The sequence below is a fragment of the Isoptericola sp. NPDC060185 genome (assembly GCF_042728595.1).
Taxonomy (GTDB): domain Bacteria; phylum Actinomycetota; class Actinomycetes; order Actinomycetales; family Cellulomonadaceae; genus Isoptericola.
On sequence record NZ_JBHWYY010000021.1, the window covers coordinates 49,941 to 63,483 of the forward strand.

Consider the following 13,543-nt stretch of genomic DNA (forward strand, 5'->3'; position numbering starts at 1 on the left):
GGTCGGTTCGACGTCAGGGGGAGAGAGATGAATGCACGGCAGGGGCCCGACGGCGGGACGCCCGCGGCGGCGGGTGGGGTCGACCCGGAGGCACGGACCCGGCGGTTCGCCGTGGTGTCCCGGTGGGTGGTCCTGGTGGCGTGCTGGGTCCTGGTGGGGCTGGGGGTGCTCTTCATCGTGGGCGACGCGGCGCCCGTCGGCGTCGCGCTGATCGTCGTCGCGGCGCTGCTCGTCCTCGCGCGCGGCGCGTGGACGGTCGTGCGCGGGGCCAGGGCCGCCCGGGCGGCGCAGGCGCCGGCGGCGGTGCCCGATGCGCCCGTCCTCGCGCCCGGGACGGCGTCCCCGGTCGACCGGGTGGTCGCCGACCTCGTCGGGATGAACGACGAGGCGCTGCCGTACCTCATCGCGGCGACGCCGTCGCCCGAGGGCGTGCAGGTCGAGGTCCGCTGGAAGTCCGAGGAGCTGCGCTGGGCGGCGCTCTTCGTGCGCGGGAAGGTCGCGTACGCGTGGCGCATGGAGCTGACGCTCGACCCGGCGACCTCGCACTACCGGTTCGTCGAGTACTCCGGGTCGTCGTCGACCCGCGCGGCCGTGGGCCCCACCGGGGTGTTCGCGCGCGCGGACTGGACGTGGCGGCGGGGCAAGACGGCGATGCAGCGGAGGGCGACGTACGTGGAGGGCCCGGACGGCGCGGTGGTCGTCTCGGGCAGCGGCGGCTCCCGGTCCTCGTGGGAGGGCTCGACGCAGATCGCGCCCGGGGACGCGAAGCGGCCGGTCTTCGCCGTGCTGCGCCAGCACGGCTGGCGGCCGCGGCACGACTGGTTCGGCGCCCGCGCCTTCGAGAGCTAGGCGCAGGCTAGGCGCGCGGCCCGGGGCGCGCCGCCGCGAGGCGGGAGACCCGGGCCTGCCGGCTGCCGTCGACGGTGAGGATCACCAGCGCCACCCACACGAGCGCGAACCCGGCCCAGCGGGTAGGCGGCATGTGCTCGCCGAAGACGAGCAGGCCGAGCAGGAACTGCAGCACGGGCGTGAGGTACTGCAGCATCCCCACCACCGACAGCGGCAGCCGGCGCGCGGCGGCCGAGAAGAGCAGCAGCGGCAGGCCGGTGACGACGCCGCAGGCCGCGAGCAGCAGCGCGTGCCCGGCGCCCTCGGTGGTGAAGGTGCCGGCCCCGGTGGCGCCCAGCCAGCCGAGGTAAGCGAGCGCGAACGGCGTCGCGACCGCGGTCTCGGCGGCGAGGCCGGGCAGGGCCCCGACGCCGCGACCCACCCGGTTCTTCACGAGCGAATAGAGCCCGAAAGCGCCCGCGAGCACCAGGGCGATCCAGGGCAGTCCGCCCACCCCGGTGGAGATCACGACCACGGCCGCCAGGCCGAACCCCAGGGCCACCCACTGCGCGACGCGCAGCCGCTCGCGCAGCACGAGGACGCCGAGCAGCACGGTGAGCAGGGGGTTGATGAAGTACCCGAGGGCGGCGTCGAGCACGTGGTCGGTGAGCACCGCGTACACGTAGGTGGTCCAGTTGACGACGATGAGCAGGGACGCGACGGCGAGCGCGCCCATGGTGCGCCCGCTGCGCAGGACGGCGACGAACGACCCGAACGTCCGCGTCACCAGCAGCAGCACGACGCAGAACACGAGGCTCCACACCACACGGTGCGCGATGATCTCCACCGGGCCGGCCGGCTCCAGGAGCGGGAAGAAGAGGGGCATGGCGCCCCACAGCACGAAGGCCGAGAGCCCGAGGGGCAGTCCCCACCGGTCGGGGGAGGAGGGGGTCGTCACCGGCTCACCGTAGCCGGGCGGCGACCGGGTGACGCGGGCCACCGGTGGACGATTTCCGCCCAGGCGCTCCGGGGCGTTATGGTTCTACCCGCGAGCTCGTCCGCGAGCCCGCACGGCAGGTTGCCCGAGCGGCCAAAGGGATCTGACTGTAAATCAGACGGCTCAGCCTTCGGGGGTTCGAATCCCTCACCTGCCACCTCGACGGACGGGGCATCACCCCTGGGTGGTGCCCCGTCCGACGTCCGGAGAAGGTCCTCGCGACCCCGGTGCACGGTGTGATCGAGCGGGCATCCCGCGGATTTCGCCAGGTGCCGCGAGCCGTGTAGAGTCTTCTCCGCTGCCCCGATAGCTCAGTCGGCAGAGCGTCTCCATGGTAAGGAGAAGGTCAAGGGTTCGATTCCCTTTCGGGGCTCTGTGACAAAGGCGCGGGGCCGCCCCTGGAAACGGGCGGCGGTCTCGCGTTCAGTCACGTGCGGCGGGGTAGCTCAGCTGGTCAGAGCGCACGACTCATAATCGTGAGGTCGCGGGTTCGAGCCCCGCCCTCGCTACCGCCACTCCTACGGTTCGACGGCCGGCGTCGGACCGGCCTGTTCCTTGACGCACGTTGCGCCTTCCGGGGGCGCGAGAGGTGACACACCATGGCTGCTAAGAGCGCGGACGTCCGCCCGAAGATCACGCTGGCCTGCGTGGACTGCAAGGAGCGGAACTACATCACGAAGAAGAACCGCCGCAACGACCCCGACCGTCTCGAGCTGGCGAAGTTCTGCCCGCGCTGCGGCAAGCACACCTCGCACCGCGAGACCCGCTGACGCCTCGGTCGACACGACCCCGCACCGACGTGGCGAACCCCGACTTCGCTGGCCGCGAGTACCCGGCCACCGCCCCCTACAGCGTGGGGCGCGAGAAGCTCCGTGAGTTCGCGTCCGCCGTCGGTGCCCTGGACCCCGCGCACCACGACATCGTGGCGGCGCGGGGTCTCGGCTATCCGGACCTCGTCGCGCCTCCTACGTTCGCGGTCGTCGTCGCCCAGCGGGCGGAGTCGCAGTACGTGCAGGACCCGGACGCCGACATCGACTTCTCGCGCGTGGTGCACGCCGACGAGAAGTTCGTGCACCGCCGGCCGATCGTCGCCGGCGACGAGCTGGTCACCGTGCTGCACGTGGACTCCGTGACGGAGCGGGCCGGCATCGCGATGGTCACCACCCGCTGCGAGATCTTCGCGACGTCCGGGGCCGACGCCGCCGCGCGCGAGCACGTCGCCACGGTCACCTCCAGCCTCGTGATCCGCGGGGAGGACTCCTGATGGCCCGCCCCGCCCTCGCCGAGCTGTCTGTCGGCGACGTCGTCGCCACCGCCGCGATCGAGCTGGACCGCGCCCGCCTGGTCCGGTACGCCGGCGCCAGCGGCGACTTCAACCCCATCCACTGGGACGAGTCCTTCGCGACCCGCGTCGGTCTCCCGGGCGTCATCGCCCACGGGATGCTCACCATGGGATCCGTCGTCGGCGTCGTCACCGCGTGGGCGGGGGACCCGGGCGCCGTCGTCGCCTACCAGACGCGCTTCACCAAGCCGGTCCCGGTACCCGCGAGCGGCGTCGCCGTCGTCGAGGTCTCCGCCACCGTCGGCGCGATCGACGCCGAGGCCGGCACGGTCCGCGTCGACCTCACGGTGACCCACGAGGGCGCCAAGGTGCTGGGCCGGTCGCAGGCGACCGTCCGCCTCTCCTGACCGGAACTCTCTCCCTCCGCACCGTTCGTCGCGGGCGTCGTGGCACGTCGCGCGTCCGCAGGACGAGATTTTTTACGCCTATCACTTCTCATGAAACGTGATTTCACGGTTCGATGACGTGGTGCGCCCTGAGCGCACTCCGTCCTCGAGAGGAGCACTCCCCGTGAGATCCGTACGACGACGCACCACCGGGCTGGCCGCCGTCGGCCTGCTCGTTCCCCTGATCACCGCCCCCGCGCTCGCCGCGGGGGCCGGACCCTCCACCGCCCCGACCTCCGACGTGAGCTGCGACGCGGTCGTCGCGGCGCCGGACCGGGAGTCGGCGTTCGCGGCCGCGAGCGACGCCACCGGGGTCCCTGCCGACCTGCTCAAGGCCGTCTCCTACATGGAGTCCCGCTGGGACCAGCACGCCGGCGCGCCCAGCGCGGACGGCGGCTACGGCCTGTTCAACCTGCTCGACCACGCCGCCGAGGCGCCCGACGGGGCCGGCAAGGACGCCACCCCCCGCACCGCCGTCAGCGAGCTCGACCGCGCCGCCGCCCTGACCGGGCTGTCGGTCGCGGAGCTGAAGTCCGACGCCGGAGCCAACACCTGCGGCGCCGCGGCCCTCCTCGCCTCCTACCAGGCGGCGGCCGGCCAGGGCACCGGCGGCTCCCTCGCCACCTGGGAGACCGCGGTCGCGCGGATGGGCGACGCGGCGACGTTCGCCGACCGGGTGTACGCCACGCTCCGCCAGGGCGAGGCCCGCACCACCGACGACGGCGGGCGCGTCGTCCTCGCGGCCCAGCCGGCCGCCGTCCTGCCCGAGGCGACGACGGCCGCGGCGGGCGACCCCGCCGCCGACTGCCCCGCCGACCTGGGGTGCGACTGGGTCCCCGCGCCGTACGAGAAGGGCAGCGCCGACCTTCCCGACGACACGGGGAACTACGGCAACCACGACCAGGCCGACCGCACGGGAGAGGGCGGGCCGTCGATCGACTACATCGTCATCCACGACACCGAGGGCGGGTACGCCGGGACGCTGAACATGGTCCAGGACCCCAACTACCTCGCGTGGAACTACACGGTGCGTTCGTCCGACGGGCACACCGCCAACCACCTCCAGCCCGACGACGTCGGCTGGCACGCGGGCAACTGGTACATGAACATGCACTCGATCGGCATCGAGCACGAGGGCTGGGCCGGGACGTCGGGCTGGTTCACCGAGGCGATGTACCAGTCGTCCGCGGAGCTCGTGCGCTACCTCGGCGAGAGGTACGACGTGCCACTGGACCGGGCTCACGTCATCGGGCACGACCAGATCCCCGGCATCCTGCCCGGGTACACCAAGAGCGTGCACTGGGACCCGGGCCCCTACTGGGACTGGGAGCACTACTTCGAGCTCCTGGGCGCGCCGATCGGCGGCGGCCTGACGCCGACGACGGACGTCGCGCCCGGCGACGTCGTCGAGGTGGTCGCCGGGTACGACGACAACGCCAACCCGATCACCGGCTGCCAGCAGGCGTCGCCGGGCTCGGGCGACTGCGTCGCCGGCGCGGGCACCAACTTCGCCGTCGCGTACCAGCAGCCCTCGCTCGACGCCGCGTACGCCAAGGACCCGGGCTGGAAGCCGAACGGCGCGGCCGGCACCACGTACGCCAGCGACGTCAGCGCGCGCGTGACCTCGGGCCACAAGCTCGTCGTCGCGCAGGTGCAGGGCGAGTGGCTCGGCGTGTGGTGGGCCGGCTCGCTGGTGTGGCTCCACAACCCGGCCGACCGGCCGGTCGTCGTGCCGAGCACGGGCAAGACGGTGACGGTGAGCGGGGACACCGCGGCCGCGATCTACGGCCGCGCGTACCCCGAGGAGGCCGCGTACGCGCCCTACCCGGGCATCGGGCTGCAGTCCGTCACGCCGATCGAGTACACGATCGGGACCGACCAGAGCTACGTGGTGTCCGACGACTCCGTGTCGACGGACTACTACTACGCCACGTCGTTCGACGGCTCCGTGCCCGACGACCGCACCGACGTGCGCGGCGCGGACGCGTACTACCAGCTCTGGTACGCCCATCGGCAGGTGTTCACCCGCGCCGCCGACGTCGTCCTCCACGACCCCGTGGTGACCGATGTCGAGGGCCCGGCGATCTCCGGCAGGCCGGAGATCGGGAAGGTGCTCACCGTCGACGCGGGCGAGTACCTGCCCGGGTCGGACACCGAGGTCGCCGTGCAGTGGCTGCGCGACGGCGTCGCGGTGCCCGGCGCGACCGGTGCGCGCTACCACCTCACCGGCAGCGACCGGGGCGCGGACGTGGCGGTCCGGGTGACCGTCTCCGCGCCGGGGTACACGGCGGCGACGTTCACCTCCGACGCCGTCGGCCCGGTGCGCCCGCACTGACGAACGAAGCTGCCGAGGTAGTCCCGATCGGGACTACCTCGGCAGCTTTCGGACTACCTCGGCGGGATCGGGACTACCTCACCAGTTGGCGGTGGCGCCCGGGACGTTCGCGGGCAGCTTCACGTCGTGCGGGTGGATGACGTACGCGATGCCGTCGGTGGAGGTCTGCCACACGCGCTCGAAGTTCTCGCGGGTGTAGACGTTCCGCACGTCGGCGTCGGTCGCCTTGTTGGGGTCGTTGATGACCGGGTCGCCGTCGGCGGTGAAGCCGACGATCGTCACCAGGTGGCCGTCGGTGCCGTAGCCGGCCTCGGGCATCTCCTCCTTGGCGAAGTTGATCGACACGACCAGCGGGATACCCGCGTCGATGAACCGCTCCGCCTCGGCGAGGGAGCGCAGCCGCGTCACGAACGTCTCCAGGCCGTACTCGTGCGCGTACGCGGTGTTGAACGGCCAGTTGCCGGCGCCCTCGTACGTGTAGTCCCACGCGTTGATGGCGGCGTGGGCCACCTGCGGGTCGCCGTTCGGGGCGACGATGCCCTCGAGCCGGTCGGCCGGCACCTGGTACTTCGTGCCGTAGGAGTACTGGATCATCGTGGTCGACGTGGGCGAGCACCACACCTGGCCGCCGCCCCCGAACTCGGGGTACTCGCCGATGTGGATCAGCTGCGAGTAGCCGGGCACGTCGAGCTCGACCGCCCGGCCGAGCGTGAAGTCGCTGGTGCCGGTGTACGCGGAGTCGGGCAGGTACTCGTTGGTCATCGTCGTCACGCCCGACAGCCGGGGGGTCGCCGTCGACCCGGCCGGCCGGTAGAGCGTGACGCGGGTCTGGAAGGCCTCGGGCTCGTGGCCCGTGCGCGCGACGAACGTGTCGGTGTACAGGGCGGCGTCGGCGTCGTTCTGCCCGTCGAGCGACGTGCGGTGGATGTCGCCCACCGAGCCGTCCGCCGGGGCGAAGTCGGCGCCCGACGTCCAGCGCCCCATGACGAACCACTTGGTCCACGCGCCGTCGGCCTTGCGGCCCCGGAACTCGATCTCCACCCACGTGCCCGTCGGGGTCGTGGCGTTCCACGAGGTCAGGGACTCGTCGACGGCGTACCCCGTCTCCACGACCGGCGACGTCCACGTCCCCGACTCGTAGTCGACCGCGCTGCCGTCGCCGAACGGGTCGGTGTACGCCGTGGTCGGGCCGCCGGCGTCCCGCACGCCGAGCGTGCCGTGCGCCCCGGGGCGCAGGTTCTCCCACTCGCCCTGCCGCAGGTCGGCGACGCCCTGCCAGTGGGTGGTGGTGATCTTGTGCCCCGCCGTCGCGGGGTCGTCGGGCGGCGCGGCGCCGGCGGCCCCCGCCGCCGGCGCGATCACCGCCCCCGCTGCCAGTGCCGCCGTGGTCGCTCTCATCCAGCTCCTCCGCACCATGCCTGTCACGGGTCCCTCCCCAGGGACGGGGGCGTGGAACGGTCCCCACCGCCCGTTGGCAAAGACTTTCCCAGAAAGTGTGGCGTGTGTCACGACCTTGCGAGCGGGAGGGGCGGGCGTCGTCGCCCGAGGCCGGGGGGAGGAGGGTTCAGGCGGAGAGCTCGGCCGGCAGGTCGTCGTCGTGCCGCACCGCGAGCGACGTGACGGCCCGGGTGAGGCACACGTACAGGCGGCGCAGCCCCGACTCGCGGTCGGCCTCCCCGGCGACGATCCCCGCCGGGTCGTCGAGCACGACGTGGTCGAACTCCAGCCCCTTGGCCAGGGAGGCCGGGACGAGGTCGAGGCGCGCGTCGAACTCGGTGGCCTGGTCGTCGACGGCGTCCGCGGCGTTCGGCGCGTCGGGGTCGCCGGCAGGGGCGCGCGCGGTCCCGTCCTCCTCGCCGACGACGGCGAACTCGAGCCCCGCGGCCACGAGCCGGCGGCGGGCGGCGGCCACCCCGGCGTCGGGCACGATCAGCCCGACCGAGCCGTCGCGCGCGAGGGCGGCCCGCACCAGATCCTCGGCCGGCGCGGTGGTGAGCAGGAGCTCGCCGCGGGCCCGCCGCACGGCCACGGGCGGCGCGAGCTCGGGCGCGATCGTCGGCAGCAGGCGCGCCGCGTACTCGATGACGTCGCCGGGCACGCGGAAGCCCGCGGTGAGCTGCTCGACGTGCCCGTCGGGCTTGCCCAGGTGGTCCAGCGCGTCGGCCCAGGAGCGCACGGCCCACGGCGTGGTCGCCTGGGCGAGGTCGCCCAGCACCGTGAGCGACCCGGTGCGTGCCCGGCGGCCGAGGGCGCGCAGCATCATGGGCGACAGGTCCTGGGCCTCGTCGACGACGACGTGCGCCACCGAGGGCGCCCGCTCCAGCAGGTCGGCGAGCTCGTCGAGCAGCACGAGGTCGGCGAGGGTCCACCGGGCGGCCCCCGCGCTCCGCGGCGGCGCGGCCCAGGTGAGCGTGTGCTGCTCGGCCGGGGTGAGGACGCCGTCGGACGTCTCGGCGAGGAACTCCGGGTCGGCCAGGAGGCGGTGCAGCAGCCGGGCGGGGGTGAGCGCCGGCCACAGCGCCGCGGCGTAGTCCTTGACCGGCTTGGTCCGCGCGAGGGCGTCCCACGCCCGCTCGTCGAGCGCGTCGCCGGCCGCCTCGATCTGCTGCAGGATCCGGTGCGCCAGCGCGTACCGGAGCTGCTCGCGGCCGGCGTCGTAGCGCAGGTCGCGGCCCACGACGTGCGCGACGGCGTCGCGGGCCTCGTGCGCCGGCACGCGCCAGCGCCGGGAGCCGCGCGGCAGGACGAGCGCCTCGGTGGGCTCGCCCAGGTGCGACCAGACGGCGCGGCGCAGCACCTGCGCCATCCGGGCGTCGCCCTTGAGGCGGGCGACCTCGGCCGGCTCCGTGCCGCGCAGGCGGCCGTGCGCCGCGACCACCTCCTCGACGGTCGTCTGCGTGGCGTCGACCTCGCCGAGGGCGGGCAGCACGTCCCGGATGTAGCGCAGGAAGCTCGAGTTGGGCCCGACGACGGTCATGCCCCGCCGCGTGACCTGCTCCCGGTGCGCGTACAGCAGGTAGGCCGCGCGGTGCAGGCCCACGGCCGTCTTCCCCGTGCCGGGCGCGCCCTGCACGACGACCGTCCGGCCCAGGTCGCTGCGCACGATGACGTCCTGCTCGGGCTGGATCGTCGCCACGATGTCCCGCATCGGGCCGGTGCGCGGGCGCTCGATCTCCTGTTCGAGGATCTCCGAGTGCGCGGCCTCGGTCGCGGCCGGGCCGGACAGGACCTCGTCCTCGAACCCCGTGAGGGCGCCGCGCGCGAAGCCGTACCGGCGCCGGGTCGTCACTCCCATCGGGTCCTCCCGGGTGGCGCGGTAGAACGCCGAGCTCACCGGGGCGCGCCAGTCCACGACCAGGGGGTCGCCGGCCGTGTCGGACACGTGCCGGCGGCCGACGTGGAAGACCTCGCCGCCGGACGGCTCGTCGTGGTCCAGCCGGCCGAAGAAGAGGGGTACGTGGGGGTCGTCCGCGAGCTGCGCCAGGCGCCGGGCCAGCGTGTGCTCCAGCGCCTCGGCGCTGATCCGGTCGCCGGCGTGGGCAGTGAGTCCCGCGGTGCGCTCGCGCATCCGGGCGAGCTCCTGGCGAGCCCGTTCCAGGTGGGCCCGTTCCCGGTCGAGCTCGGCGGGGGACACGGCGGGCACGGCTGACCTCCAGGTCGACGGGCGGGGGGAGCCGCAGGACATTACCCGGTCGCGGCGGCGGCGGGCAACGCGCGATCCCGACCTGGGGGGCGGGGCGGGGGGGCGGATGTGATCTGCGTCCCAGCGGTGGGCATCCGGGCCTCGACGCCCTAAGTTAGGCCAGGCTGACCTTACTTCGACCCCTTCGAGGAGACCCGTGACGAAGTCCTCCGCCCTGCTGGGAGCCGCGACCGCGGCCGACTACGCCGGCGCGCTGCACGCCGTCGTGGACGACGTGGCCGCCCGCGTCGCCGCCGCCGAGCAGCCGTTCTGCGGCGCGAGCCGGCGCGAGCTGCAGGCCCTCGTCGACGAGGTCGACCTCGACGGCCCGCCGGTCGGGACCCCCGACGCGCTGCGCGAGACCGCCGAGCTCTACGCGTCCCACGCCGTCTGGTTCCACCACCCGGGCTACGCCGCGCACCTCAACTGCCCGGTGGCGCTCCCCGCCGTCGGCGCGGAGGCGATGCTCGCGGCGGTCAACACGTCGGTCGACACCTACGACCAGTCGACCGTGGCGACGCTCATGGAGCAGCGGCTGATCTCCTGGACGGCGGAGCGCGTCGGGTTCGCGGCCGGCGACGGGGTCTTCACGTCCGGCGGCACGCAGTCCAACCTGCAGGCGCTGCACCTGGCCCGCGAGCGCGCCCTGACCGACGCGGCGGGCGCCCGGCTCGGCGGCGCCGCGCGCCGCGAGCGGCTCGGGCGCCTGCGCGTGCTCGCGACGGCGTCCGGCCACTTCAGCGTGGCGCGCTCCGCGCAGCTGCTCGGCCTGGACGACGACGCGGTTGTCGCGGTCCCGACGGACGCCGGCGGCCGCATGGACCCGGGGGCGCTCGCCCGCGCGCTGGTCGACGTCGGGCGGGCCGGCGACGTCGTCATGGCCGTCGTCGTGACGGCGGGCACCACCGACCGTGGCTGCATCGACCCCCTGGAGCCGGTCGCCGACCTGTGCGACGCCGTCGGGGCCTGGCTGCACGTGGACGCCGCGTACGGCGGCGGGCTGCTGCTGTCGCCGCGCCGCCGCCACCTGCTGGACGGCGTCGAGCGGGCCCGCAGCGTCACCGTGGACTTCCACAAGACGTTCTTCCAGCCGGTGTCCTCCAGCGCGTTGCTGGTGCGCGACCCTGCCGACCTGGCCCGCGTGACGTGGCACGCCGACTACCTCAACCCGGCCGAGGAGTCGGGCGAGCCCAACCCCGACCTCAACCTCGTCGACAAGTCCCTGCAGACCACGCGGCGGTTCGACGCCCTCAAGCTGTGGGCCACGCTGCGCGCCCTCGGAGCCGACGGTGTGGGGGCGATGGTCGACGCCGTGTGCGACCTCGCGGCGGCCGTGCACGCCGACCTGGCGACCGACCCCGAGCTGCGGCTCCTGGCCCCGACCGACCTGTCGACCGTGCTGTTCCGGTTCCAGCCGGACGGCGTCGACGACGCCCGGGCCGACGCCCTCGTGCCCCGCGTGCGCCGCGTGCTCTTCGACTCGGGCCGCGCACTGGTGGCCAAGACCGTGATCGACGGGCGCCCCTGCCTCAAGCTCACCCTCCTCAACCCGGACGCCACGCTCGGCGACGTCCGCGGCGTGCTCGACCTGGTGCGCTCCACGGCGCACGGGCTGCTCGCGGGCCAGGAGCTGCTCGAGCTCGGCTCCCCGCCCTGCCGCGCGGTGCACCCGCGGCTCGAGCGCACCGCCGTCCCGACCGACAGCCCGACCGACCCCGCCCTCGAGGGAGCCACCCGATGACCCGCACCCACGACCTCCTCGGCATCGGCATCGGGCCGTTCAACCTCGGCCTCGCGGCGCTCGCCGACCCGCTGGACGACGTCGACGCCGTCTTCCTCGACCAGCGCGACGGATTCAGCTGGCACCCGGGCATGATGCTCGAGGGCGCCACCATCCAGGTGCCGTTCCTGGCCGACCTGGTGACGATGGCCGACCCGACGTCGCCGTACTCGTTCCTCGCGTTCCTCAAGGCGACGGGCCGGCTCTACCCCTTCTACATCCGCGAGTCGTTCTACCCGCTGCGCGCCGAGTACGACCAGTACTGCCGGTGGGTGGCCGACCGGCTCACCACGTTGCGCTGGGGGCGCGAGGTCGTGGCGGTGGAGCGCGACGACGAGACCGGCGACCTGGTGGTCTCCGCCCGCCTCGCCGCCGGCCCGGGCCAGGCACCCCGCACCGAGACGTACCGGGCGCGCCACGTCGTCCTCGGGGTGGGCACGACGCCGCAGCTGCCCGGGCCGCTCGCGGGCCTGGCCGCGGAGGCGGCACGGCACCCGGGCGCCGGTCCCGTCGTGCACACCGCCGACTACCTGCCGCACCGCGACGCCCTCGCGGCGAGCGGCGCGGTGACCGTCGTGGGCTCGGGGCAGTCGGCCGCCGAGGTGTACCGCGATCTGCTCGAGGACGCGTCGGCGCAGACCCACCGCGTGGACTGGGTGACGCGCTCGCCGCGGTTCTTCCCGATGGAGTACACCAAGCTCACGCTCGAGATGACGTCGCCGGAGTACACCGACCACTACCGGGCGCTGCCCACCGAGCTGCGGGAGATCCTCGGCCGGGAGCAGCGCGCGCTGTACAAGGGCATCAGCGGCGACCTGGTCGACGAGATCTACGACACCCTCTACCGCAAGTCCGCCCTCGGGCGGGAGCTGCCGACCACGCTGCTGTCCGACACGGAGGTCGTCGCGGCACGCTTCGATCCAGGCGACGGCGCGGACGGTGCCCGCGGGGAAGGGGAGTACGTGCTGACGCTGCGGCACGGCCAGCTCGGCACGACGGCGGAGCACCGCACCCGGGCGGTCGTCGCCGCCACCGGGTACGGCTCCGGGGTGCCGGGATTCGTGGCGCCGGGGCTCCTCGACCTCGACGAGCTGGGTCGCGTGGACGTCGCGCGCGACTACACCGCCGGCGCCGGCGGGCGGCTGCACGTGGGCGGCACCGAGGCGCACACCCACGGCGTCACCGCCCCGGACCTGGGCTTCGCGGCCTGGCGCAACTCCGTCATCCTGGCGCAGGTCACCGGCCGGGAGCCGTACCCCGTCGAGAGTCGCATCGCCTTTCAGACCTTCGGCCTGCCCGGGGACGAGGGCGGCGACGCCGCTCCCGCGACGACGTCCGTCGCGGCGCCGACGTCCGCGCAGGGGGTGGCGCGATGACCGCCACGACCGCGACCGTCCCGACCGAGCGCCCCGCGACCGCGCGCGTGTCCCCGGACGCCGTCGCGCTGGAGCCCGTGGACCCGGCGCGCGACGCCGCGACCGTGCACGCCTGGCTGGGCCACCCGGCGTCCGCGTTCTGGCAGATGGGGCACCTCGCCGTCGCGGACGTCCGCGACTATCTCGCCGACGTCGCCGACCACCCGGACCAGGGCGGCTGGCTCGGCCGCGTCGACGGCGTGCCCGCGTTCTACGCCGAGACCTACGACCCGGCCCGCGTGCTCCTCGTGGGCGTGCACGACGCCGAGCCCGGCGACGTCGGCATGCACCTGCTCGTGGCGCCGCCCCCGGCCGACCCGGCCGAGCGTGTCCCGGGGCTCACCGACGCCGTGATGGCCGCCGTCGTGCGCTTCTGCCTGGCGCGCGACCGCCTCGGCGGCGCGCGCGTCGTCGTCGAGCCGGACGTCCGCCACCGCGCGATCGCCGCGAAGAACGCCGCCGCGGGGTTCCGCGTGCTGCGCGAGGTCGAGGTCGTCGACGACGGGCACACCAAGCGCGCGGCGCTGAGCGTCTGCACGCGAGCGGACTTCGCGGTCTCCCCGCTCGGGGCCCTCGCCGGCCTCGGCGAGGACGGCGACACGCTCCTCGCGCCGCACCTGCGGCCGGACCTGGCGCAGCACGCGCACCGGCACCTCGCCGCCAAGGCGCTCGCCGAGCTCGCGCACGAGCGCCTCTTCCGCCCCGAGCGTTGTGAACGGGGGGGTGGGGCCGGGTGGGCGCCCCCACCACGCCCAAAACCCCCCCCCCAAACCGGACC

At 74.4% G+C, this 13,543-nt stretch carries 11 protein-coding genes and 3 tRNA genes; 11 read left to right on the forward strand and 3 right to left on the reverse strand.

Going from position 1 to position 13,543, the window contains the following annotated elements:
• Positions 1-27 precede the first annotated feature (27 nt).
• The gene (locus tag ACFWDO_RS09725) at positions 28-849 is read left to right on the forward strand and encodes a hypothetical protein (protein ID WP_380326487.1); all 822 of its coding nucleotides are present in this window, start codon (positions 28-30) and stop codon (positions 847-849) included.
• 7 nt (positions 850-856) lie between these two features.
• Here the strand turns inward: ACFWDO_RS09725 and rarD are convergent, their stop codons facing one another.
• Complete coding sequence (gene rarD / locus ACFWDO_RS09730) at positions 857-1,786, reverse strand: EamA family transporter RarD (RefSeq protein ID WP_380326490.1); 930 nt, start codon at positions 1,784-1,786, stop codon at positions 857-859.
• Positions 1,787-1,900: 114 nt separating this feature from the next.
• On the opposite strand from rarD, the gene ACFWDO_RS09735 reads away from it, so the two are divergent.
• From ACFWDO_RS09735 to ACFWDO_RS09765, 7 genes are all read left to right on the forward strand, one after another.
• Positions 1,901-1,982 (forward strand) — tRNA-Tyr (locus ACFWDO_RS09735).
• Between the two features lie 143 nt (positions 1,983-2,125).
• Positions 2,126-2,198: transfer RNA gene (locus ACFWDO_RS09740), tRNA-Thr, on the forward strand.
• Positions 2,199-2,260: 62 nt separating this feature from the next.
• Positions 2,261-2,334, forward strand: a tRNA-Met gene (locus ACFWDO_RS09745).
• Between the two features lie 90 nt (positions 2,335-2,424).
• Complete coding sequence (gene rpmG / locus ACFWDO_RS09750; RefSeq protein ID WP_079572326.1) at positions 2,425-2,595, forward strand: 50S ribosomal protein L33; 171 nt, start codon at positions 2,425-2,427, stop codon at positions 2,593-2,595.
• Between the two features lie 29 nt (positions 2,596-2,624).
• Positions 2,625-3,089: a MaoC family dehydratase N-terminal domain-containing protein gene (locus ACFWDO_RS09755; RefSeq protein WP_380326841.1), complete on the forward strand. Its 465-nt coding sequence runs from the start codon at positions 2,625-2,627 to the stop codon at positions 3,087-3,089.
• Positions 3,089-3,514, forward strand: a complete 426-nt coding sequence (locus ACFWDO_RS09760) for a MaoC family dehydratase (RefSeq protein ID WP_380326838.1) — start codon at positions 3,089-3,091, stop codon at positions 3,512-3,514. The genes ACFWDO_RS09755 and ACFWDO_RS09760 overlap by 1 nt, the downstream gene beginning before the upstream one ends.
• Positions 3,515-3,677: 163 nt before the next feature.
• Positions 3,678-5,888: an N-acetylmuramoyl-L-alanine amidase gene (locus tag ACFWDO_RS09765; protein WP_380326835.1), complete on the forward strand. Its 2,211-nt coding sequence runs from the start codon at positions 3,678-3,680 to the stop codon at positions 5,886-5,888.
• Between the two features lie 78 nt (positions 5,889-5,966).
• On the opposite strand, the gene ACFWDO_RS09770 is transcribed toward ACFWDO_RS09765, so the two are convergent.
• Both ACFWDO_RS09770 and ACFWDO_RS09775 read right to left on the reverse strand, forming a co-directional pair.
• Positions 5,967-7,286, reverse strand: a complete 1,320-nt coding sequence (locus ACFWDO_RS09770; protein ID WP_380325822.1) for a C39 family peptidase — start codon at positions 7,284-7,286, stop codon at positions 5,967-5,969.
• A gap of 166 nt (positions 7,287-7,452) precedes the next feature.
• The gene (locus ACFWDO_RS09775) at positions 7,453-9,531 is read right to left on the reverse strand and encodes a HelD family protein (RefSeq protein WP_380325825.1); all 2,079 of its coding nucleotides are present in this window, start codon (positions 9,529-9,531) and stop codon (positions 7,453-7,455) included.
• 196 nt (positions 9,532-9,727) lie between these two features.
• On the opposite strand from ACFWDO_RS09775, the gene ACFWDO_RS09780 reads away from it, so the two are divergent.
• From ACFWDO_RS09780 to ACFWDO_RS09790, 3 genes are all read left to right on the forward strand, one after another.
• Positions 9,728-11,311: a pyridoxal phosphate-dependent decarboxylase family protein gene (locus ACFWDO_RS09780; protein ID WP_380325828.1), complete on the forward strand. Its 1,584-nt coding sequence runs from the start codon at positions 9,728-9,730 to the stop codon at positions 11,309-11,311.
• Positions 11,308-12,726: a lysine N(6)-hydroxylase/L-ornithine N(5)-oxygenase family protein gene (locus tag ACFWDO_RS09785; RefSeq protein WP_380325830.1), complete on the forward strand. Its 1,419-nt coding sequence runs from the start codon at positions 11,308-11,310 to the stop codon at positions 12,724-12,726. The genes ACFWDO_RS09780 and ACFWDO_RS09785 overlap by 4 nt, the downstream gene beginning before the upstream one ends.
• The coding region (locus ACFWDO_RS09790; RefSeq protein WP_380346919.1) for a GNAT family N-acetyltransferase at positions 12,723-13,543 on the forward strand (821 nt) is incomplete at its 3' end. The genes ACFWDO_RS09785 and ACFWDO_RS09790, both read left to right, overlap by 4 nt.

Bases quoted from the DNA above. Each gene is read 5' to 3' on its own strand.
- ACFWDO_RS09725 (WP_380326487.1), top strand. From the start codon at position 28: ATGAATGCACGGCAGGGGCCCGACGGCGGGACGCCCGCGGCGGCGGGT.
- rpmG (WP_079572326.1), top strand. From the start codon at position 2,425: ATGGCTGCTAAGAGCGCGGACGTCCGCCCGAAGATCACGCTGGCCTGC.
- ACFWDO_RS09760 (WP_380326838.1), top strand. From the start codon at position 3,089: ATGGCCCGCCCCGCCCTCGCCGAGCTGTCTGTCGGCGACGTCGTCGCC.
- ACFWDO_RS09770 (WP_380325822.1), bottom strand. From the start codon at position 7,286: ATGAGAGCGACCACGGCGGCACTGGCAGCGGGGGCGGTGATCGCGCCG.
- ACFWDO_RS09785 (WP_380325830.1), top strand. From the start codon at position 11,308: ATGACCCGCACCCACGACCTCCTCGGCATCGGCATCGGGCCGTTCAAC.